This is a genomic window from Enterobacter sp. MF024 (assembly GCF_005843915.1).
Lineage (GTDB): Bacteria > Pseudomonadota > Gammaproteobacteria > Enterobacterales > Enterobacteriaceae > Enterobacter > Enterobacter barmai.
In genome coordinates, this window is sequence record NZ_VCBB01000011.1 from 187,751 (window position 1) to 208,278 (window position 20,528).

18 protein-coding genes are annotated in these 20,528 nt (G+C 59.8%); 3 read left to right on the plus strand and 15 right to left on the minus strand.

All coding sequences use genetic code 11. From position 1 onward, the window contains the following. Positions 1 to 23: 23 nt before the first annotated feature. The 3 genes from FFB58_RS17645 to FFB58_RS17655 form a co-directional block, all read right to left on the minus strand. Entirely contained in the window at positions 24 to 401 is a 378-nt protein-coding gene (locus FFB58_RS17645; RefSeq protein WP_138370562.1) for a DUF4440 domain-containing protein, read from the minus strand. A gap of 185 nt (positions 402 to 586) precedes the next feature. Beyond that, on the minus strand, positions 587 to 3,148 hold the full coding sequence (gene mutS / locus FFB58_RS17650; protein WP_039029961.1) for a DNA mismatch repair protein MutS: 2,562 nt from the start codon (positions 3,146 to 3,148) through the stop codon (positions 587 to 589). A 113-nt stretch (positions 3,149 to 3,261) separates the two neighbouring features. Beyond that, entirely contained in the window at positions 3,262 to 3,492 is a 231-nt protein-coding gene (locus tag FFB58_RS17655) for a SymE family type I addiction module toxin (RefSeq protein WP_138370563.1), read from the minus strand. A gap of 188 nt (positions 3,493 to 3,680) precedes the next feature. Here FFB58_RS17655 and FFB58_RS17660 point away from each other — a divergent pair, with 188 nt between their 5' ends. Continuing rightward, positions 3,681 to 4,025, plus strand: a complete 345-nt coding sequence (locus FFB58_RS17660) for a nitrous oxide-stimulated promoter family protein (RefSeq protein ID WP_039029963.1) — start codon at positions 3,681 to 3,683, stop codon at positions 4,023 to 4,025. A 4-nt stretch (positions 4,026 to 4,029) separates the two neighbouring features. Here FFB58_RS17660 and FFB58_RS17665 read toward each other — a convergent pair whose 3' ends face one another. From FFB58_RS17665 to ascF, 6 genes are all read right to left on the minus strand, one after another. Beyond that, positions 4,030 to 5,262 carry an MFS transporter gene (locus tag FFB58_RS17665; RefSeq protein WP_138370564.1) on the minus strand — a complete coding sequence of 411 codons (1,233 nt, stop codon included), beginning with the start codon at positions 5,260 to 5,262 and terminating at the stop codon, positions 4,030 to 4,032. Positions 5,263 to 5,275: 13 nt separating this feature from the next. Further along, positions 5,276 to 6,037, minus strand: a complete 762-nt coding sequence (locus FFB58_RS17670; protein ID WP_138370565.1) for an ABC transporter ATP-binding protein — start codon at positions 6,035 to 6,037, stop codon at positions 5,276 to 5,278. Next, complete coding sequence (locus tag FFB58_RS17675) at positions 6,037 to 7,074, minus strand: iron chelate uptake ABC transporter family permease subunit (RefSeq protein ID WP_138370566.1); 1,038 nt, start codon at positions 7,072 to 7,074, stop codon at positions 6,037 to 6,039. The genes FFB58_RS17670 and FFB58_RS17675 overlap by 1 nt, the downstream gene beginning before the upstream one ends. Beyond that, a complete protein-coding gene (locus FFB58_RS17680; protein WP_039029967.1) occupies positions 7,074 to 8,072 on the minus strand; it encodes an ABC transporter substrate-binding protein in 999 nt (332 codons plus the stop codon). Before FFB58_RS17680 ends, FFB58_RS17675 begins: the two co-directional genes overlap by 1 nt. Positions 8,073 to 8,265: 193 nt before the next feature. Further along, positions 8,266 to 9,690: a 6-phospho-beta-glucosidase gene (locus FFB58_RS17685; RefSeq protein WP_138370567.1), complete on the minus strand. Its 1,425-nt coding sequence runs from the start codon at positions 9,688 to 9,690 to the stop codon at positions 8,266 to 8,268. 18 nt (positions 9,691 to 9,708) lie between these two features. Further along, positions 9,709 to 11,160, minus strand: a complete 1,452-nt coding sequence (gene ascF / locus FFB58_RS17690) for a PTS cellobiose/arbutin/salicin transporter subunit IIBC (protein WP_039029969.1) — start codon at positions 11,158 to 11,160, stop codon at positions 9,709 to 9,711. A 244-nt stretch (positions 11,161 to 11,404) separates the two neighbouring features. On the opposite strand from ascF, the gene FFB58_RS17695 reads away from it, so the two are divergent. Continuing rightward, positions 11,405 to 12,418, plus strand: coding sequence for a LacI family DNA-binding transcriptional regulator (locus tag FFB58_RS17695; RefSeq protein WP_286172799.1), 1,014 nt, complete (start codon positions 11,405 to 11,407; stop codon positions 12,416 to 12,418). Between the two features lies 1 nt (position 12,419). Here the strand turns inward: FFB58_RS17695 and FFB58_RS17700 are convergent, their stop codons facing one another. From FFB58_RS17700 to norV, 4 genes are all read right to left on the minus strand, one after another. Beyond that, positions 12,420 to 14,069 (minus strand): SgrR family transcriptional regulator, encoded by a 1,650-nt coding sequence (locus FFB58_RS17700; RefSeq protein ID WP_138370569.1) that lies wholly within the window; start codon positions 14,067 to 14,069, stop codon positions 12,420 to 12,422. A gap of 131 nt (positions 14,070 to 14,200) precedes the next feature. Further along, positions 14,201 to 14,353: a hypothetical protein gene (locus FFB58_RS22900; protein WP_171029969.1), complete on the minus strand. Its 153-nt coding sequence runs from the start codon at positions 14,351 to 14,353 to the stop codon at positions 14,201 to 14,203. A 166-nt stretch (positions 14,354 to 14,519) separates the two neighbouring features. Then, a complete protein-coding gene (gene norW, locus FFB58_RS17705) occupies positions 14,520 to 15,653 on the minus strand; it encodes an NADH:flavorubredoxin reductase NorW (RefSeq protein WP_138370570.1) in 1,134 nt (377 codons plus the stop codon). After that, a complete protein-coding gene (gene norV, locus FFB58_RS17710; protein ID WP_138370571.1) occupies positions 15,650 to 17,092 on the minus strand; it encodes an anaerobic nitric oxide reductase flavorubredoxin in 1,443 nt (480 codons plus the stop codon). The genes norW and norV overlap by 4 nt, the downstream gene beginning before the upstream one ends. 189 nt (positions 17,093 to 17,281) lie before the next feature. Here norV and norR point away from each other — a divergent pair, with 189 nt between their 5' ends. After that, positions 17,282 to 18,796 (plus strand): nitric oxide reductase transcriptional regulator NorR, encoded by a 1,515-nt coding sequence (gene norR, locus FFB58_RS17715; RefSeq protein ID WP_138370572.1) that lies wholly within the window; start codon positions 17,282 to 17,284, stop codon positions 18,794 to 18,796. Here the strand turns inward: norR and gutQ are convergent. Both gutQ and FFB58_RS17725 read right to left on the minus strand, forming a co-directional pair. Further along, entirely contained in the window at positions 18,793 to 19,758 is a 966-nt protein-coding gene (gene gutQ, locus FFB58_RS17720) for an arabinose-5-phosphate isomerase GutQ (protein WP_138370573.1), read from the minus strand. The two genes, norR and gutQ, sit on opposite strands and share 4 nt — an antisense overlap. Continuing rightward, on the minus strand, positions 19,751 to 20,524 hold the full coding sequence (locus FFB58_RS17725) for a DNA-binding transcriptional repressor (RefSeq protein ID WP_039029976.1): 774 nt from the start codon (positions 20,522 to 20,524) through the stop codon (positions 19,751 to 19,753). The genes gutQ and FFB58_RS17725 overlap by 8 nt, the downstream gene beginning before the upstream one ends. Between the last annotated feature and the right edge of the window lie 4 nt (positions 20,525 to 20,528).

Below are 20,528 nucleotides of genomic sequence, written 5' to 3' on the forward strand. Positions count from 1 at the left end.
GAGACGGGCCTTTTTCTTTTGTGTCACGGTTGCGCGGTTTCGTGCAGCAGACGCCACGTAATGGCATCGCCTTCCTGATTCAGAACGGCGCTGGACCAGCGCACGTTTACCGGCTGATCCGGGCGGGTCTGCGTTTCACGGTAGTGAAGCAGCGCGCCGTTGTCCCAGGTCTGTAATGTCGTTAAATCATCAATCGCAATTTTCAGCCCCGGACGGCTGCCGCGCTGGTCTTCAAGGAAACGCGCCAGCGCGGGATAATCCAGGTGCGCGCCGCTTGGGGCGATCATCAGGAAGTCCTCGCGAAAACGGGCGAGCAGGGCATCGAGATCGCCTTCTCCCTGGCCTAACCAGTTTTCTAACGCGATGTGAGCATCGATAATTTCGTTTTCGTAGCAGGTCACTCTTTCTCCTTAAACATCATTTGTGGACTAAATGCCTGATAAAAAAGCCGGGTGGCGGCTACGCCTTACCCGGCCTACAAAAGTTTCGTAGGCCCGGCAAGCGTAGCGCCGCCGGGCGATACAGCCCGCACGTTTCCGTAGGCTCGGCAAGCGTAGCGCCGCCGGGCAATACAAACCGCGGAGATCTACACTAAATTCTTCAACCGGTAGATCCATTCCAGAGCCTGACGCGGCGACAGGGAATCCGGATCAAGGTTCTCCAGCGCTTCCAGGGCCGGGGAGGTCTCTTCCGCAGGCACCAGCAACGACATCTGCGTGCCGTCCACCTGGGTGGCCGCCGCGTTTGGCGCCAGGCTCTCCAGCTCGCGCAGTTTCTGGCGCGCACGCTTGATCACCTCTTTCGGCACCCCTGCCAGCGCCGCCACGGCCAGGCCGTAACTTTTGCTCGCCGCGCCATCCTGCACGGTGTGCATAAAGGCGATGGTATCGCCGTGCTCCAGCGCATCCAGATGAACGTTCGCCACGCCCTCCATTTTCTCCGGCAGCTGCGTCAGCTCGAAGTAGTGGGTGGCAAACAGGGTCAGCGCCTTAATCTTATTGGCCAGGCTTTCGGCACAGGCCCATGCCAGCGAGAGCCCGTCATAGGTAGAGGTTCCGCGGCCGATCTCATCCATCAGCACCAGGCTGTATTCCGTAGCGTTGTGCAGAATGTTGGCGGTTTCGGTCATCTCCACCATAAAGGTGGAACGACCGCTCGCCAGATCGTCCGCTGCGCCTACGCGGGTAAAGATGCGATCCACCGGGCCAATCTCCACCTTTTGCGCCGGAACGTAGCTGCCGATGTAGGCCAGCAGGGCTATCAGCGCGGTCTGGCGCATATAGGTACTTTTACCGCCCATGTTCGGCCCGGTAATGATCAGCATCCGGCGCTGCGGCGACAGGTTCAGCGGGTTGGCGATAAACGGTTCGTTCAGCACCTGCTCCACCACCGGATGTCGCCCCTCGGTAATGCGTACGCCCGGCTTATCGGTAAAGGTCGGGCAGCAGTAGTTCAGCGTCTCGGCACGCTCTGCCAGGTTGACCAGCACGTCCAGCTCTGCCAGCGCAGCGGCGCTCTGCTGTAAATCCGCAAGGTGCGGCATCAGCATGTCGAACAGGGCGTCATACAGCTGCTTTTCCAGCGCCAGGGCTTTACCCTTGGAGGTGAGCACCTTGTCTTCGTACTCTTTCAGCTCAGGAATAATGTAGCGCTCGGCGTTTTTCAGCGTCTGGCGGCGCACGTAGTGAATAGGCGCCAGATGGCTCTGCCCGCGGCTGATCTGAATGAAGTAGCCGTGGACCGCGTTGTAACCCACTTTCAGGGTGTCCAGCCCGAGCCGCTCGCGCTCGCGGATCTCCAGTTTATCCAGATAATCCGTCGCGCCATCGGCCAGCGCGCGCCACTCGTCCAGCTCTTCGTTGTAACCGGGGGCGATAACGCCGCCGTCGCGCACCAGTACCGGCGGGGCATCGATGATGGCCTTTTCCAGCAGCTCGCGCAGTTCGCTAAATTCACCCATGGTGTCGCGCAGTTTCTGCACCGGGGCGCAGTCGATCTCCGCCAGCTGGCTGCGCAGTTCAGGCAACTGCTGGAAGGCATGACGCATGCGGGCTAAATCGCGCGGGCGAGCGGTACGCAGCGCCAGTCGCGCCAGAATACGCTCCAGATCGCCGACCTGACGCAGCACCGGCTGCAGCTCGCTGTAGCGATCCTGCAATGCGCCAATGGTCTGCTGACGCCCGGTCAGCGTGGCGGTATCGCGCACCGGCATGTGCAGCCAGCGTTTGAGCATGCGGCTGCCCATCGGGGTGACGGTGCTGTCGAGCACCGAGGCCAGCGTGTTTTCCACGCCGCCGGAGAGGTTCTGGGTGATCTCCAGATTGCGGCGGGTGGCGGCATCCATAATGATGCTGTCCTGCTGGCGCTCAATGGTGATGGAGCGGATATGCGGCAGGGCGGTGCGCTGGGTATCTTTGACGTACTGCAGCAGACAGCCTGCGGCGCACAGGCCGCGCGGCGCGTTTTCAACGCCAAAGCCGGTCAGATCGCGAGTGCCAAACTGCAGGTTGAGCTGCTGGCGCGCGGTATCGATTTCGAACTCCCACAGCGGACGGCGGCGCAGGCCGCGACGGCCTTCCAGCAGCGCCATCTCGGCGAAATCTTCGGCATACAGCAGTTCCGCAGGATTGGTGCGCTGCAGCTCGGCGGCCATGGTTTCGCGGTCGGCCGGTTCACTCAGGCGAAAGCGCCCGGAGCTGATATCCAGCGTGGCATAGCCGAAGCCTTTGCTGTCCTGCCAGATGGCGGCGAGCAGATTATCCTGGCGCTCCTGCAACAGCGCTTCATCGCTGATGGTGCCAGGGGTGACGATGCGCACCACCTTGCGCTCGACCGGGCCTTTCGAGGTGGCCGGATCGCCAATCTGTTCACAGATGGCGACCGACTCCCCCTGATTCACCAGCTTCGCCAGGTAGTTCTCTACCGCATGGTGCGGAATACCGGCCATCGGGATAGGTTCACCTGCCGAGGCTCCGCGTTTGGTCAGGGAGATGTCGAGCAGCTGCGAGGCGCGTTTCGCATCGTCATAAAACAGCTCGTAAAAGTCGCCCATCCGGTAAAAAAGCAGGATCTCCGGATGCTGAGCTTTCAGCTTCAGGTATTGCTGCATCATCGGGGTATGGGCGTCAAAATTATCAGTAGTGGTCATGGAATGATGATGTCCATTTCTTTGAAAATAGTGCGTTTCAGGCGACGTCAGGGTCGTGTAATGGCGCTATTGTCGCATGAAAAAAAGACCCGGCGCAGCAAAATGTCGCGACTTTACGAGGCCTCTTCCGCAACCAGTTCAATCACTAATTTCCCCTGTTCCACCTGCACCCGTACCCGGGAGTGGGTTTTAAAACCAGCCTCCTCCAGCCAGTCGCCCTTTAAGCTCAGCGCGGCGTGTACGCTGTAGCGCGTCGGGATCTTGGTCTTGCGATCTTCGTGACGCTTTCTGAAATAGCCCACGGTGAGCTGACGGTGCGGTCTGGAAATAGAGATATCTGACATAAAAACTCCTTTTTCTCAGGCAAGGATCCGGTGATAAAACACCTGTATAAAATGCCAGTAAAATGCGCTGACGACAAATGCATAACTGCGAGGCGTCTTCAGGAAATGGAATGTAAAAGATGAAATCGGGCTGAACATCGGATTTGAAAGGCGTATTATTGATGCAACTTATAATCAGGTATCAGGCTATGTCAGGAAAACGCATCGCACGCGAGAAAGAGACCATCCGTAAGATGATCGCGCTGTATGAAAAGCAGTGCCCGCAGGCGTCGAAAGAGGCGGGGCACTACGCGGCGCTGAACGAGTACGCCGACAAGCGGCTGGATAAATGCGTCTTTGGCGAAGAAAAACCGGCCTGTAAGCAGTGCCCGGTCCACTGCTATCAGCCGGCTAAACGTGAAGAGATGAAACAGGTGATGCGCTGGGCGGGGCCGCGCATGCTGTGGCGTCATCCGATATTAACCGTGCGCCATCTGATCGACGATCGCCGCCCGGTACCCGAGCTGCCGGAAAAGTACCGCCCGAAAAAGTAATTTCTCAGGCTCCTGGTCTGCGCATCGGACGGCAAATAATCACCATGGCGATGGCGCTGCACAGCGGGAACACCGCCAGCACCAGCCACGGTGTTATTGCCCCGACGGACGGGGTCAGCGCCTGGTCGAGCAGATCGCCGAGCAGTAAATTCCCTGCCAGTACTGCGCAGCCGCCTGCGGTGGCCAGTGCGCCATAGTGCGCGCCTAAGGTCGACTCGCTGGCAAACCATGGCACCACGTCTTTCCCAGCAGGCACCAGCAGCATCTGCCCGGTGGTCAGCAGCGTGACAAAGCAGGCGGCAGGCAGCAGACGCAGCAACCCGGTTGCTGGTTCTGAGGACGCAAACAGCGCGACGCTCAGAAACGCGCTTGCTATAAGCAAAAATCCCACCGGCAGGATCCGCACCGCGCCCACCCGCCGGGCAAAGCGTGCCAGCGGCAGCTGAAAGAGGATCACCAGCCCGGATGCCAGCATAAACAGCGGGCCGAGATCTTTCTCGCTGCCGCCCGCGCGCTGGATCTCCACCGGCAGCGCCAGATAGAGCTGGTTATAGCTTAACAGCCAGCTGCTCCAGGCGATGATAAAGGCCACGAACCGCGGCTGGCGAAAGGTGGTCCACCACGGCGTGATGTGCAGCGCCTGGTTTTTGTGTGTCCCCGCAGGCAGACAGAAGAACAGCACAATCAGCGCCACCACAAAGACCGCGGCACCCGCCAGCGCCACCTGGCGAAAACCGAGACCGGTGAGCAAAGCACCCGCGACCGGGCCGAGCACCGCCCCCAGCTCGCCGCACACCGCAAACAGGGCGAACCACTCGGCGCGGCTGCGTTTGCCCTGCTCCTCGCTGCGGGTTCCGGCTTTTGCCAGTAACGCTTCTATGGAGGGGGAGAAGAGCGCGCCGCCGATCCCGGTGAGGCACGCCCCGGCGATAATCACCGGCAGACTGTAGCCAAAGGCCAGCAGCAGATAGCCCACCACCCGCACGACGCAGCCGCACAGAATAATGACGCGCGCGCCGTAGCGGTCGGAGAGGGCACCGCCGACGATAAACATCCCCTGCTGCGAGAAGGTGCGCAGCCCGAGTACCAGGCCGATAAGCCCCCCGGAGAGCAGCATATCGTCGCGCAAAAAGATCGCCAGGAAGGGGACGACGGCATAAAAACCAATGTTGAAAACAAACTGGCTGCCCAGCAGAACGGGCGGCCAGAGTTGCGTGGCGGGGCGAATCACTGTCACCTGTTACCTCGCCTCAGACGAGGAAGTGGATATGTTTTTTGCCATGGTCGGGGGAGAGTTCAATACGGGTTTTCACCCGGAATATCTCCCACAACAGCTCTTCGGTCAGGATCGCCTGCGGCGTACCGCTGGCCACCACGCGCCCTTTCTGCATCACGATGAGCGCATCGCAGAACATGGAGGCGTGGTTAAGATCGTGAATGGCGACGATGCTGGTGACCGGAAGCTGGCTGATCAACTGCATCAGTTGCATCTGATGGTGAATGTCGAGGTGGTTGGTGGGTTCATCCAGCAGGATTTCGGTCGGCATCTGCGCCAGCGCCCGGGCAATGTGCACCCGCTGGCGCTCACCGCCGGAGAGGCTCAGCCAGCCCTGCTCGCTGTGATGCAGCATATCCACCGTCTTCAGCGCCTGGGTGACCGTTTCGTCATCCTGCGCCGTCCAGCCGGAGAAAGGGGAGTGGTGCGGAATACGCCCCAGCTTGACTACGTCCCGCACGCGCATGTTGGCGTCGGTCATCCCGTGCTGTTCCACAAAAGCGACACGACGGGCGAGCTGCTTTTTAGGGATGCCGGTGATGCTTTTGCCATCCACCGCGACGGTGCCGCTGTGCGGGCGGCGCAAACCGGCCAGGATCCGCAGCAGCGACGATTTGCCGGAGCCGTTTGGCCCCAGCAGGCCGACGGTCTGCCCCTGGGATACCGCCAGCGAGACATTATCGACAATGACCTTTTTACCCACCTTCCAGGTGATATTTTCAGCAGTGATGCTCATCACTTATTCCTTGAACGATAGATAATCACGGCAAAGAACGGCACGCCCACCAGCGCGGTGACGACGCCGACCGGCAGGCTTTGCGGGGCGATCAGCAGGCGGGAGGCGATATCTGCCAGCACCATCAGAATGGCACCTGCCAGCGCGCTGGCGATAAGCAGCGTGCGGTGCAACGGCCCAAAGAAGAAGCGCATCATGTGCGGCACCACCAGGCCGACAAAGCCGATGGAGCCCGCCATGCTGACGATGGTTGCCGTCATTAAGGCGGTGACGATAAACAGGATCAGGCGTACCCAGGGCACGGCGATCCCGAGCGAGGCGGCGGCATCGTCGCCAAAGGTGAAGGCGTCCAGCGCCCGGGCGTAATAAAGACAGATCGCCAGACCCACCAGCACAGCAACCAGTGCCAGCTGGAATTCCGGCCATCTCACGCCGCTAAAACTGCCCAGCAGCCAGAACATCACGTCACGTGCCTGCTGCGCGCTGGCCGAGGTGCTGACGGTCCAGGCGGTAATGGCGTTAAACAGCTGCGAGGCGGCGACCCCGGCAAGAATAGTGCGCTCGCTGCCGCCACGGGCGCCGTTGGTCAGCAGGGCCACAAACGCGAAGGCGGTAAACGCCCCGGCAAAGGCCCCGGCGGAAAGGGTAACGGCACCGCTGCCAATGCCCAGCACCACCACGGAGACCGCACCGGTTGACGCCCCGGCTGAAACGCCCAGCACGTAAGGTTCGGCGAGGGCGTTTTTCAGCAGGCTTTGCAGCACCGCGCCGCAGATAGCCAGACCGGCACCGCAGCAGGCCGCTACCAATGCCCGGCTCAGGCGAAAATCCCAGATCACGCTCTCGTAGATGCGATTGAGCGGCTCCGCGGTTAAGCCCATTTTATTGGTAATGGCGTAGAACACGCTCTGCAGGGGGATTGCCAGTTCCCCCACGCTGACGCCAAAGGCGATAACCAGCAGCAGCGCCACCACTGCCAGGAGACCCGACGCCGGCCTCAGCCAGTTCAGCCGGGTCTGTTGAACCACGGCGGTCATTAATTCAGTCCCATCTTTCTGAGCTGTTCAGCAATCTGTTCCGCGCCGTAGATGGTGCGGATGGTCGGGTTCATGGCCTGGCCGTCCATCACCACGATGTGACCTTTCTTCACCGCATCCAGCTGGCTGACGGCCGGATCGCTCTTCAGGAATTTGATTTTTTCCTCGGCGTTATCCAGCGCCCAGCGGTTGCGGTCGAGGCTGGAGACCACGATCACGTCCGGGTTAGCGGCGATAATGCTCTCCCAGCCGACGGTCGGCCATTCGGTTTCGGAGGTGATGGCGTTGTGGCCGCCCAGCACGTTGGCGATAAAGCCGGAGGCGCTGTTTTTCCCGCCGACGTAGGCGTCAGAGGAAGGAGAGGAGCTGGAGAACCAGAAGACAAACGACAGGTCTTTTTTGCTTTTGCTGAATTCAGCGCGCAGGTCGGCTTCGCGCTTTTTGAAATCGGCGATCAGGGCTTGACCGCGATCTTCGACGTTGAAGATTCTGGCGAAATCTTCGATCTCTTTATACAGGAAGCTCATGTCCCACAGCTTCTGGCGGCTGCCGTACATATCGCCAATCTCTTTTTTGGTGGCGCACATGCCCGGCGACATATAGCTGTTCACGCCGACGGTGGCGAGATCTTCGCGTTTGGCGACTTTACTCTCTGGCCCCAGCAGCAGCGGCAGCTGCGCCGGAACGAAGTCCGGGTTTTGCGCCAGGATGGATTCCAGAGTCGGGATCTCGACAGTCAGCGTTTTGACTTTCTTGTTCTTTTCAGCGAGCTCAGGCAGCACTTTGGTCGGCCAGAAGGCGCTGGCGGCGACCTTATCTTCCAGGCCCAGCAGCAGGAGAATCTCTACGGTGTTCTGGCCCAGCGCGACCACGCGTTCCGGTGCTTTAGTGAAGGTTTCTTTATATCCGCAATTCTCAATCGTCAGAGGGTATGTGGTCGCAAAGGCAGAACCGGCTGTCGCGATCAGCAATCCTAATGCGCTGATGACCTTTTTCATGAAACGCTATCCTTCATTAATTTATCTATGACAGCCGGAAGCCTGGCTGAGAATGAATATCATTTATTACGGCGGAGTTTTATACAATGATATATTCATGGTGTCAATGAATGATAGTAACGCACTGAAATTATAAATTTTGGATGGGTTTTGTAGGCCGGGCAGCAGAGCGCCGTCCGGCAAAAAGGGCGGGTTAATCCAGATCGGCACCGTTGCTGGCGATCACTTTTTTATACCACCAGAATGATTTTTTGCGTTTGCGATCGAGGGTACCGTTGCCGGCATCATCGCGATCGACATAGATAAAGCCGTAGCGCTTGCTCATCTCGCCCGTGGACGCGGCCACCAGATCGATACAGCCCCAGCTGGTGTAGCCCATCAGCGGAATGCCGTCTTCTATCGCCTCGCCCATCGCGCGGATATGCTCCCGCAGGTAGCTGATGCGGTAGTCGTCATTGATCTCGCCGTTGGCGTCAATCTCATCCTTCGCCCCCAGACCGTTCTCTACCAGGAACAGCGGCTTCTGGTAGCGGTCGTACATCATGTTCATGGTGATACGCAGGCCCAGCGGGTCGATGCCCCAGCCCCACTCGCTCACTTCGATGTGCGGGTTACGCAGGGATTTAACGATGTTGGCCGCGCTGGTGTTGTTGGCATTCATGTCCGCCGAGGCGCAGCGCGAGGCGTAATAGCTGAACGAGACAAAATCGACGGTGTTTTTCAGCAGCTCGTCATCGCCAGGATCTTTGACAATCACCACCCCTTTTTCGCGGAACACACGGGCTGAGTAGGCCGGGTAACTGCCGCGGGCCTGGACGTCGATAAAGAACAGGTTTTCACGATCTTTTTCCAGCGCCATCCACACGTCTTCCGGTTTGCAGGAGTACGGGTAGAAGTTGCCGCCCGCCAGCATGCAGCCGACCTGGTGCTCCGGGTTGACCTCGTGGGCGATTTTGGTTGCCAGCGCGCTGGCAACCAGCTCGTGGTGCGCCGCCTGGTACTTCACCTGATCTTCGTTTTCACCTTCCTCAAACACCAGCCCGGCACCGGAGAACGGGCTGTGCAGCATAATGTTGATCTCGTTGAAGGTGAGCCAGTACTTCACCAGCCCGTTAAACTCCTCGAAACAGGTGCGCGCATAGCGGGCGAAGAAGTCGACCATCTTGCGGTTGCGCCAGGAGCCGTATTCGGTGACCAGATGCATCGGCACGTCGAAGTGGCACAGGGTCACCAGCGGCTCGATGTTGTACTTTTTGCACTCCTCGAACACCGCCCGGTAAAAGGCAATCCCTTCTTTATTAGGCAGCGGTTCGTCGCCGTTCGGGTAGAGACGGCTCCAGGCAATCGAGGTGCGGAAAACCGTAAAGCCCATCTCGGCCATTAAGGCGATATCTTCCTTATAGCGATGGTAAAAATCGATCGCGTCGTGGCTGGGATAAAACTCGTCGTCACGCAGCGAAAAGCGTTTTTCCTTGCCGACCTTCACCGCCAGACGGTTGGCGCCGTGGGGGATCATGTCGACGGTGGTCAGGCCCTTGCCGCCTTCGCGGTACGCGCCTTCGCTCTGGTTAGCGGCCAGTGCGCCGCCCCATAAAAATCCTTGTGGAAAAACTGACATTCTTACCTCGCTATAAATTTATGCTTGTGCTGCTTTGGCCTGAACCGGTGCGGATTGCAGCGCGCGGGCTTTTTCTGCTTCGTCTTCAACCGGGATATCTTCAAAGCCCAGGATCAGGGTCAGCACGAAAGAGAGCACCACGGCCAGGGCCATCACCCCGAATACCCAGACGATGGACATCGGGTTAGCCGGGTCAAAGAACTGGACGCTGGTAAACAGGCCAGGTGCCGCCATCGAATGGCTGGCAAGCCCGGCGATCCCGGCGACGGCACCGCAGATAAAGCCGCTGATCAGGCTCGCAATGAGCGGACGTTTCAGGCGAACCGCCACGCCGTACAGCGCCGGTTCAGAGATCCCCGCCATAATGGCGGAAGCCGCTGCCGCCAGCGCCGTCTGGCGCAGTTCCGGGTTTTTCGTTTTCCATGCGACCGCCAGCGATGAACCGCCGAGGGACAGGTTGGCGCCGATTTCAGACGGCATCACCATTCCCTCTTTGCCGGTTTCGGCAATGGTCTGAATGATGGTTGGGGTAAAGACGCGGTGCATCCCGGTCATCACCAGCAGCGGCCACAGCGCGCCCATGATGGCGACAGAGAGCCAGCCCAGATAGCCATGAATGGTGTAAACCAGCGCGGAGATGGCGCTACCGATCCAGATCCCCAGCGGTCCAATCAGGACGATGGCGAGCGGGGCGGCGATCAGGACGATCAGCATCGGCTTCAGGAAGTTTTTGGTGACGGCCGGGGTGATTCTGTCCACCCAGCGCTCGATATACGACAGGCACCAGGTCATGACCAGCGCCGGGATCACCGTGTAGGTGTATTTCACCGCCGTTACCGGCACAAACGCGAACTCAACGTGCTCGCCCTGCGCCGCTTTGGCCATCAGCTCGATAAAGCTTGGGTGAACCAGCACGCCCGCAATGGCGATCGCCAGCGACATGTTGGTTTTAAATTTCACGGCAGCAGAGGCGGCCACCATCAGCGGCAGGAAGAAGAACGCGCCGTCGCCGATCACCGTCAGAATGGTCAGCGTTGGTTCGCCTTTGGTCAGCACGCCGGTCATCTCAAGGATCATCGCCAGCAGTTTGACCATCGACCCGCCGATGATCGCCGGGATCAGCGGAGACATGGTGCCGATCAGCGCATCAAGAATGCCCGCGCCAACGCGTCTGAAGGTCAGCTTTTGCGGCCCCTGCGGCGCGGCAGGCTGCAGCCCGGCGGGCAGCAGGCTCACCACCTCGCGGTACGCCTGAGAAACGGTATTGCCGATGATCACCTGGCACTGGTTGTCGTTGCGCACTACCCCCAGCACGCCGCTGATGCTCTTAAGCGTGGCGCTGTCGATCAGGCTCTCGTCTTTCGCCACGAAGCGCAGCCGGGTCATGCAGTGGGTGACGGCGACGATGTTGTCTTTGCCGCCGAGCGCGCTGACAACGGCATTCGCCAGCGCAGCATAGTTTTTGGCCATCGGGTTGTATCCTGTTTTATCAGTAAGGTACGTCTTCATCGGGGTGAGCGATGAAACTTATATAGGAAACCGGTTCCACAAAATCATGAAGAGTTTCATGTGATCAAACAAGATCACGTTTTAGCCATTTTTTAGATTCGTGACGGCGATCACCTGTGACATGAAAAAGCCTGCGATCGACGCTGCGACAATTTTCACGCGGTGCAGTACACTGCCGCTCATCAGATTCAGACGGAAGAGATGCATGACCACGATGCTGGAAGTGGCGAAGCGGGCAGGGGTCTCGAAGGCGACGGTTTCCCGGGTGCTTTCGGGCAATGGCTACGTGAGCCAGGAGACAAAAGACAGGGTTTTTCAGGCGATTGAAGAGAGCGGCTACCGGCCCAACTTGCTGGCGCGCAACCTGGCGACCAAAAGCACGCAGACCCTCGGGCTGGTTGTGACCAACACCCTCTACCACGGGGTCTATTTCAGCGAGCTGCTGTTCCACGCGGCGCGGATGACCGAGGAAAAAGGGCGTCAGCTGATCCTCGCCGACGGCAAGCACAGCGCCGATGAAGAGCGCGCGGCGATCCAGTATCTGCTGGATATGCGCTGCGATGCGATCATCATCTATCCGCGTTTTCTCAGCGTCGATGAGATGGACGAGATCATCCAGAAGCACGAGCAGCCGGTGATCGTGCTCAACCGTCGTCTGCGCAAAAACAGCAGCCACTGCGTCTGGTCAGATCATAAAGCCTCCAGCCAGGCGGCGGTATCAACCCTTATCGAACAGGGCCATCGCGATATCGCGTTTATTACCGGATCGCTGGATTCCCCCACCGGGATTGAACGTCTTTCCGGCTACAAAGATGCCCTTGCTGCCCACCGTATTCCCCTGCGCGAATCGCTGATTGTCGAAGGCAAATGGAACCCTGCCAGCGGCGCGGCTGGCGTGGCGACGCTGCTGGCGCGCGGCGAGCGCTTTACCGCGCTGGTGGCGAGTAATGACGATATGGCGATTGGCGCCATCAAACAGCTTCACGACAGCGGGGTTGCCGTACCGGAAGCGGTATCGGTAATAGGTTTCGATGACATTGCGATGGCGCCGTACATTGTGCCGTCGCTCTCCAGCGTGCGCGTGCCGGTGACCGAGATGGTGAAAGAGACCATCAGCCGTCTGATCTTTATGCTCGATGGCGGGGACTTCATCTTCCGCCAGACCTTCTCCGGAGAGCTGATCCTGCGGGATTCCGCCATCCCCGGTCCGCACCGCTGATCTACAGGGCAGCCGGGGGCAGCCAGGCGCGGGTAAAGTCGAGCCAGCCCCCCGCGGTCAGCACCATATCCTGCACGTTTTCCAGGGCGTTGATCCGGTAGCGATAGTGGAACAGCGGCGTGCAGCGGCCTTCCGCCAGCAGGCGCTGGAAAAAGGGCGTCAGGTGCGCGTTAAACTGCGCTTCGCTGTGGCTGTTTTGCATCAGGCGCGCTTTCTCCTGCTGCCAGCGATCCTCCCCAAGCGCCGTAGCCCAGGCCGGCTCATAGATAAACCACTCCGCCAGCGCAAACCCGGCCATCCCGGTCGCCAGATGATCCCCCAGCAGCAGATCGGCATCCGCCAGCGTATCGGGGGCATACCAGCCGTCACGATCTTTCCAGTCGGTGTGCAGCTCGCAGCCGCGCTGATGCAGCTGAACCCGCCACTTCTCTGCCAGTTCGCGCAGTTCCGGCGTGTTATAGCACACCAGCCTCAAATGGGGCGGCAGCGCGATATCGGGCCCGGCGGGCAGGTCGGGAACCTGCAAGCCGGGAAGAATCTCGGTCTGCGTCTCAAGATCTTCTCGCCAGTCGAAGCACTGCTGGTTGAGGGTCAGCAGGCTCTGGCGCAGCCAGGCGGCAAGCGCGGCGGGCACCTTTGCATTGACCATCAACCACGCAAATCCACCGCTGGTGGAGGTGACCGCTTCCTGCGGGGCGTTGCCTTTACCCACCGTTATCCATGCTGGTTTATCGGTCGCCATGCCGGTACGCCAGAACTCAATGGCGTGCAGTAGCGGGTGGCCGGCAAAGTACCAGGGCTGGCGCTCGAGGCGCAGAAAATGCGAGTGGTGGCGGGCAATGGCAAACGGCCCGGCGCCCACCTCAGGCTGCCGGGGATGCGGCAGGCGGCAGACAGGATGCGCCAGGCGATGGGCCAGCAGGGCGTCCGGCGCATGCAGGTACACCGCCAGACACCAGGGGGCGGCAAGAGTGACCGCGTCGATATGCAGTAACCCGCTGTTGCGGGCCGGATCGCCCAAAAGCTGCTGGACCGCGCTCAGGATGTCGTCATCGCTGACCGGCTGGCCGTTATGCCAGTGCGCGCCGCTGCGCAGATAAAAATGCCAGCGCAGGCCGTCGTCAGAGCAGGCCCAGTGGTGCGCCAGGTCGGCTATCGGCTGCGCCTGTCCTGGTTCATAGCGGGTTAATCCGGCGTGGACCGCGCAGATGATATGTTGCTCGGCGCGCCGTCGGTGGAGCGCCGGATGCAGCGAGGTGAGCGGGCGGTACCAGGGGATGCGCAGCGTCGGCTGGTGCTTGAGCCATTTGCCGCCGAGAAACGGGGTGATGATGTGGTGCAGGCTGGCCGGGTCGCCGTCCGCCAGCTGTAGCGCGCTTTGATAATCGCCTTTCTCCAGGCAGGCATGCATCAGCGGGGCGCTGAGTTCGCTGGTGGTGACCAGACAGTGCAGGGTGGCGCGATGCCCGCGCCCCGCCTGGGCGCGCCAGCTTAGCCAGCCGCTTTCGGCCAGCTGGCGCAGCAGCGTGCGGGCGTGGCGTTCGCTGCACAGCGCCACCTCGGCCACTTCGGCGAGGGTAGTGAGCTCAGGCTCTGCGCCGTAGTGCTGATACAGCCGTTGATACTGACGGATCTTCTGGAGCTGGCGCATGGCGGCATCCCTGACAATGGCGTTGCGAAGAGTGTAGGGTTTTTTGCGGGATAATAAACAGTGCGGTTTGTTTTGCCGGGTGGCGGCTACGCCTTACCCGGCCTACAAAACCTTTGGTTCATGCAAGGCAATCAACGCTTGCTGACCGGCATCATAAGCTCGCGCAGGCGCTCAACGCGCGCTTCCGGGCTGAGATACAGCCAGCGAAATAAAATAGGTTCATGTTGCTTTACCTGCCTGAACCAGGCAGCGAGATAATTTATTTCTTTGGTGAAGTTGGCCATGTGTGTGGTCTCCGGCTAAGGAATACCGCTACAGCGTAGGCCCGAAAACAGGATTAAAACAGGACGCGGTTTTACAGCTGTTCCGCATTAAAAAAGCCCCGGGCACCGGGGCTGCAAATTGCAAAGACTGACAAGCATACAACGAGAAAGAGCAAGAGTTTGAGGGTTAAACCGGTAATGCTTTCAGCAGGGTGAAGGCCTCCTTCATGCGATCTTCACTGACCACGAAGGCGCGTAAATTGCCCTCGCTGTCGGCGCCTTTCGCCACCATTCCCTGCGCTTCGATGGCTAGCTGCCAGTTCAAATCCTGACGCTGGGTTTCGCCCGCCAGATGCAGCGGGAGTTCCGGCGTTTTGACCTTCACCAGCATGGCGGGCAGTTTCAGCGGGGTGTTGGCCCCGAGCAGGTTCTTCGCCAGATACATGGCGCTTAACTGGATCGGCTGCAGGAATGGCAGCACCTGACCGTTAATTTCGGCGCAGTCGCCCAGGGCATAGATGTCCGGCTGGGTGGTTTGCAGATAGCTGTCGACCTTCACGCCACGATTTGTTTCGGCCCCCGCGCGCTGGGCCAGCGCTGTTTCCGGACGCAGGCCGGTGGCGGCAATCACCACATCCACCTCAATGCAGCGGTCGCGGTCCAGCAGGGCGCAGATCCCGTTATCGGTTTGGCTCAGGCTTTGCAGCTGCGATTTTAACTGCAGATGCACGCCCATATCGGTCAGCCGGTGTTGTAAGCGACTGCTCACTTCGGCTGGCATCAGCGCCGACAGAATGCTGGCGGAGTGGTCAACCAGGGTGACCGCTTTCCCGGCCCGGCAAAAATCCATCGCCAGTTCGCTGCCGATAAGCCCCGCGCCGACAATCATCACGCGTTGCGCGTCGCGCAGCGTGGTTTCACAGGCCCGGTACTCCGTCTGGCTGTTCAGGGTCAGCATCAGCTCGAGACCGGGAACGGGCGGCACAAAGGCCGAAGCCCCGGTGGCCAGAACCAGTTTGTCATACGACCACTGGTTATCTTTGCCTTTCACCACGTGCGCTGCGGCATCGATGTCGGTGACCCAGGTATACGGGAACAGGCGCAGATTGAACTGTTCGGCAAACTCCCCCGCCGTCTGGCGGGTGAGGTCGTCGGCATGCTGGCGCTGGCTGATAACGTGGCTTAAGTCTGGCTTGTTGTACTCATCCATACTGTCCGCGGCGATCAGCGTCAGCGGAACGTTCGCATCCTGTTTCCGGATATTTTTCACCAGCTGGCGGGCGGCGAAGCCCGAGCCGATAATCACGATCCCGTGGCTCATTTTGCCTCCGTTGCCAGTTCGTCAAAGACATCTTTACCGAGGGAGCATTCCGGGCACAGGAAGTTATCCGGTACCTCGCTCCACGGCGTGCCTGGCTGGACATCCTGCATGGGCTCGCCGGTTGCCGGATCGTAGATCCACTGGCAGACGCTGCACTGCATGCGCGGGCCAAGGTCCGCAGCGGCCGCGGCGGCACAGGCGCTCTGAGCTGGTGTAGCCTGGCGGGTCGCTTCAGGCAGCGGAGCGAGCGCCCACTGACGTGCAATGTCGCGGCCATGCTGGCGGCAGACTTCCAGCGCATCCAGATCCGGACGCCACTTCGCCTTCAGGCTCATGGACATCTCAAAACCGGCGTCCTGCAGACGGGTGGAGAGACGGTCTACCGCGCCGCCGCTCCAGCCGTGTGAGCCGAACGCGCTGGCGCGTTTGTTACGAAAGCGCAGGCCGGTCATCTCCTCCACCAGGCCGGCAATTTTCGGCATCATCACGTTGTTCATAGTGGACGTCCCCACCAGCACGCCTTTGGAGCGGAAGACGTTGGTCAGAATGTCGTTCTTGTCGCTGCGGGCCACGTTGAAAATCTTCACCGCCACGTTCGGGTCAACTTCGTTGATGCCCTGGGCAATGGCGTCGGCCATCATGCGGGTGTTGTTCGACATGGTGTCGTAGAAGACAGTGATGCGATCTTCCTGATAGTCCGCCGCCCATTTCAGGTACAGCTCGACGATCTGGGTTGGGTTGTCGCGCCATACCACGCCGTGGGAGGTGGCAATCATATCCACCGGCAGGTTAAAGCCGAGGATTTCGGTAATTTTTGGTGTGACCAGACGGCTGAACGGGGTCAGGATATTGGCGTAGTAGCGCTGGCACTGCTCGAACAGTTCGGCCTGATCCACCTCGTCATTGAACAGACGCTCGTCGCAGTAGTGCTGGCCGAAGGCGTCGTTACTGAACAGCACCGCATCGCCGGTCATGTAGGTCATCATGCTGTCCGGCCAGTGCAGCATCGGGGTTTCAACGAAGATCAGCTGTTTGCCGTTGCCGATATCCAGTGAGTCGCCGGTTTTTACCACGTTGAAATTCCACTCCGGGTGATGATGATGACCGGTGATGGAGTCGATGGCGTTAGCGGTGCAGTAGATTGGGGTGTCCGGGATGCAGGACATCAGTTCGGTCAGCGCCCCGGCGTGGTCTTCTTCCGCATGGTTAATGATGATGTAGTCGATATCGGCCAGGTCGATTTCGCTGCGCAGGTTCTGTACGAACTCACGGCTGAATTTATGATCGACGGTATCGATCAGGACGTTTTTGTCTTCCCGGATGAGATAGCTGTTGTAGCTGCTGCCGCGCAGCGTTTTGTATTCCGTCCCGTGAAAATCACGAACTTCCCAGTCACGTTGACCCACCCAATGAATATTATTTTTAACCAGAATAGACATAGCAACCTCAACTTAATACAGCGAAATTAAACGAAAGATGTAAGGGTAATTGCAGGTTGCGTGCCAGTTTTTTAACTCATTAATTCATAACGCTTTTAAAAATAATACCGCTTTAAGGGTAGTCAATTTGACTCTCTCTGATACAGTCAATATGACATTATGCATTGTCAAAATGACAGTGAGGCGAGAATGAGTTTTTCTGTAGAGGTGCTGGCGAAAATCGCCATTGAATTACAGAGCGGAATCGGTCATCAGGATCGCTTTCAGCGGCTGATCTCCACCCTGCGCCACGTACTGGATTGCGATGCCTCGGCGCTGCTGCGCTATGAAGGGCGGCAGTTTATCCCGCTGGCCATCGACGGGCTGGCGCAGGACGTGCTGGGGCGGCGCTTTACCCTTGAGGGCCATCCCCGGCTGGAGACCATCGCCCGCGCCGGGGACGTGGTGCGTTTCCCGGCCGACAGCGACCTGCCCGATCCTTACGATGGCCTGATCCCCGGCCAGGAGAGCCTGAAAGTGCACGCCTGTATCGGCCTGCCGCTGTTTGCCGGGCAGAACCTGATCGGTGCCCTGACCCTCGACGGCATGTCGCCGGACCAGTTCGACACCTTCAGCGATGAAGAGCTCAGGCTGATTGCCGCCCTGGCCGCCGGGGCGCTGAATAATGCCCTGCTGATTGAACAGCTGGAGAGCCAGAACAGCCTCTCCACCCGCCCGGCGGGATTTGAACCGGTGAAAAGCACCGAGATGATCGGCCTGTCGCCTGGCATGATGAGCCTGAAAAAAGAGATTGAGATCGTTGCCGCCTCTGACCTCAACGTGCTGATCGAGGGCGAAACCGGCACCGGTAAAGAGCTGGTGGCAAAAGCCATTCACGAGGCCTCTCCCCGGGCGGTAAATCCGCTGGTCTATCTCAACTGCGCCGCGCTGCCGGAGAGCGTGGCGGAGAGCGAGCTGTTCGGCCACGTCAAAGGGGCCTTTACCGGCGCCATCAGCAACCGCAGCGGCAAGTTTGAAATGGCCGATAACGGCACGCTGTTCCTTGATGAGATTGGCGAGCTGTCCCTGGCATTGCAGGCCAAGCTGCTGCGCGTGCTGCAGTATGGCGATATCCAGCGGGTGGGGGATGACCGAAGCCTGCGGGTTGACGTGCGGGTGCTGGCAGCCACCAACCGCGATCTGCGCGAAGAGGTGCTGGCCGGGAACTTCCGCGCCGACCTGTACCACCGTCTGAGCGTGTTTCCGCTTTCGGTGCCGCCGCTGCGCGAGCGTGGTGAAGATGTGGTCCTGCTGGCGGGCTATTTCTGCGAGCAGTGCCGGCTGCGGATGGGATTATCCCGGGTGGTGCTGAGCCCGGGTGCCCGCGCGCATCTGCTGAGCTACGGCTGGCCGGGAAACGTGCGCGAGCTGGAACATGCCATTCACCGGGCGGTAGTGCTGGCCCGGGCGGCGCGGGCAGGGGATGAAGTGATGATCCACGCCCGGCATTTTGCCCTGCATGATGAGAGCACGCCCGTGACGATGACTGAAACGCCGGTGATTGCGAATCAGAACCTGCGCGAAGCGACGGAAGAGTTTCAGCGTCAGATGATCGCCCGGACGCTGGATCAGAACAGCCGCAGCTGGGCGGCGAGCGCGCGGGCGCTGGAGACAGACGTCGCCAACCTGCACCGGCTGGCGAAACGTCTGGGTCTGAAGGGCTAGAGAATGCCTGCCTGGTAGAAATCCTGCAGGTTAATGGCGCCGCACAGGCGGCCATTGCCGTCCACCACCGGCGCGGCGGTGATCTTGCGCTTCATCAGCTGCTCTTTGGCTTCAATGGCGCGGCTTTCGGCATTCAGCGTCAGGCCGCCGGTGGTCATGGCGCTGCTGACCGCAATCTCCAGCTTGCCGCCGCCCACCAGCCAGCGGCGCAGGTCGCCGTCGGTGAAGACCCCTTTAACCTGCTGGTCGTCATCGCAGACCGCCACCAGCCCCAGCCCGGTACGGCTCAGCTCCAGCATCGCATCCATTACGCTGGTGTTGAGTTTCACCTGCGGGATGGCCTCGTCGGTACGCATCAGGTGATGCACCTTATTCAGCAGACGCGCCCCAAGCGCCCCCGCCGGGTGAGAGCGGGCAAAGTCCTCTTCATTAAAGCCGCGCGCCTGCATGACCGCCATCGCCAGCGCATCGCCCATCATCAGTGTGTTGACGGTGCTGGAGGTCGGGGCCAGGTGCATCGGGCAGGCTTCGCGCTCTACCGAAATATCCAGCGTGGCCCTGGCGGCCAGCGCCAGCGGCGAGCGGGACTTGCCGGTCATCGCCAGCAGCGCCACCGATTTTTCCTGCAGACGGGGGAGGATCAGATCCAGCTCTTTTGCCGAGCCGGAGTAGGAGATAAACAGCAGCACGTCGCGGCTTTCGATCATCCCCAGATCGCCGTGCAGCGCTTCAGCGGGATGAACAAAAAAGGATGGCGTGCCGGTGCTCGCCAGCGTGGCGGCAATCTTCTTGCCGATATGTCCGGATTTACCGATGCCCGAGACAATCACTTTCCCTTCGCACTGAATAATGGTGTTGGCCGCGCGCACAAACTCCTCGCCCAGACGGTCCGGCAGGCGGCTGGCTTCCTGCAGTTCCAGCAGTAAGGTCTGGCGACCCGCGTTTAACAGAAAATCACTCATCTCTCTCTCCGGTTACAATCACGTCGATTCCTTTCTCTTCCAGCGCTTTTTTGAACGCCGGATCGATACCCGCGTCGGTGATCAGCTTATCGACGCTCTCCAGGCTACAGACAATATTCGGGCTTTTACGGCCAAACTTCGACGAGTCCGCCATCAGGATCACCTCCCGGGCGGCGTTGCACATCGCTTTACTGACGCTGAACACTTCGTTGAAGGTCGTCACGCCCGCGTTCAGATCGATGCCGTCGGTGCCCATAAACAGCCGGTCGAAGCTGAAATGATCGAAGGCGTTTTCAGCCAGCTGGCCGTGAAACGAGGCGGATTTTTTACGGAAGGTGCCGCCGGGCATCAGGATGGTCTGTTCGTTATCGAATTCGGACAGGGCGTTGACGATATGCAGGCTGTTGGTCATTACCGTGATGTTATTAAAGCGGCTCAGCATCGGCACCATCTGCAGGACCGTACTGCCTGCATCGAGGATAATCGAGTCGCCGTCGTGGATAAATTTTACCGCGGCGTCGGCGATCAACGCTTTCTGATGGGTGTTGATCAGCGTCTTGTGATCGATAGGCGGGTCGGCCTCGTCTTTATTCAGCACCACGCCGCCATAGGTACGGATCACCGCCCCGGAATTTTCCAGAATCACCAGGTCCTTGCGGATCGTGGTGCCGGTGGTGTCAAAGTAGTGGGCCAGATCCTCAACCGAGCACTTTCCCTGTTTTTGCAGATGGTCGAGTATGGCCGCCTGCCGCTGGCGGGGTTTCATAGGC

Coding starts and splice junctions, on each gene's coding strand:
- norV (WP_138370571.1), bottom strand. CDS start 17,092: ATGTCTATTCTGGTTAAAAATAATATTCATTGGGTGGGTCAACGTGAC.
- FFB58_RS17700 (WP_138370569.1), bottom strand. CDS start 14,069: ATGCGCCAGCTCCAGAAGATCCGTCAGTATCAACGGCTGTATCAGCAC.
- FFB58_RS17660 (WP_039029963.1), top strand. CDS start 3,681: ATGTCAGGAAAACGCATCGCACGCGAGAAAGAGACCATCCGTAAGATG.
- norR (WP_138370572.1), top strand. CDS start 17,282: ATGAGTTTTTCTGTAGAGGTGCTGGCGAAAATCGCCATTGAATTACAG.
- FFB58_RS17675 (WP_138370566.1), bottom strand. CDS start 7,074: ATGACCGCCGTGGTTCAACAGACCCGGCTGAACTGGCTGAGGCCGGCG.
- FFB58_RS17655 (WP_138370563.1), bottom strand. CDS start 3,492: ATGTCAGATATCTCTATTTCCAGACCGCACCGTCAGCTCACCGTGGGC.
- norW (WP_138370570.1), bottom strand. CDS start 15,653: ATGAGCCACGGGATCGTGATTATCGGCTCGGGCTTCGCCGCCCGCCAG.
- FFB58_RS17695 (WP_286172799.1), top strand. CDS start 11,405: ATGACCACGATGCTGGAAGTGGCGAAGCGGGCAGGGGTCTCGAAGGCG.
- mutS (WP_039029961.1), bottom strand. CDS start 3,148: ATGACCACTACTGATAATTTTGACGCCCATACCCCGATGATGCAGCAA.
- ascF (WP_039029969.1), bottom strand. CDS start 11,160: ATGGCCAAAAACTATGCTGCGCTGGCGAATGCCGTTGTCAGCGCGCTC.
- FFB58_RS17725 (WP_039029976.1), bottom strand. CDS start 20,524: ATGAAACCCCGCCAGCGGCAGGCGGCCATACTCGACCATCTGCAAAAA.
- gutQ (WP_138370573.1), bottom strand. CDS start 19,758: ATGAGTGATTTTCTGTTAAACGCGGGTCGCCAGACCTTACTGCTGGAA.
- FFB58_RS22900 (WP_171029969.1), bottom strand. CDS start 14,353: ATGGCCAACTTCACCAAAGAAATAAATTATCTCGCTGCCTGGTTCAGG.
- FFB58_RS17685 (WP_138370567.1), bottom strand. CDS start 9,690: ATGTCAGTTTTTCCACAAGGATTTTTATGGGGCGGCGCACTGGCCGCT.
- FFB58_RS17680 (WP_039029967.1), bottom strand. CDS start 8,072: ATGAAAAAGGTCATCAGCGCATTAGGATTGCTGATCGCGACAGCCGGT.
- FFB58_RS17670 (WP_138370565.1), bottom strand. CDS start 6,037: ATGAGCATCACTGCTGAAAATATCACCTGGAAGGTGGGTAAAAAGGTC.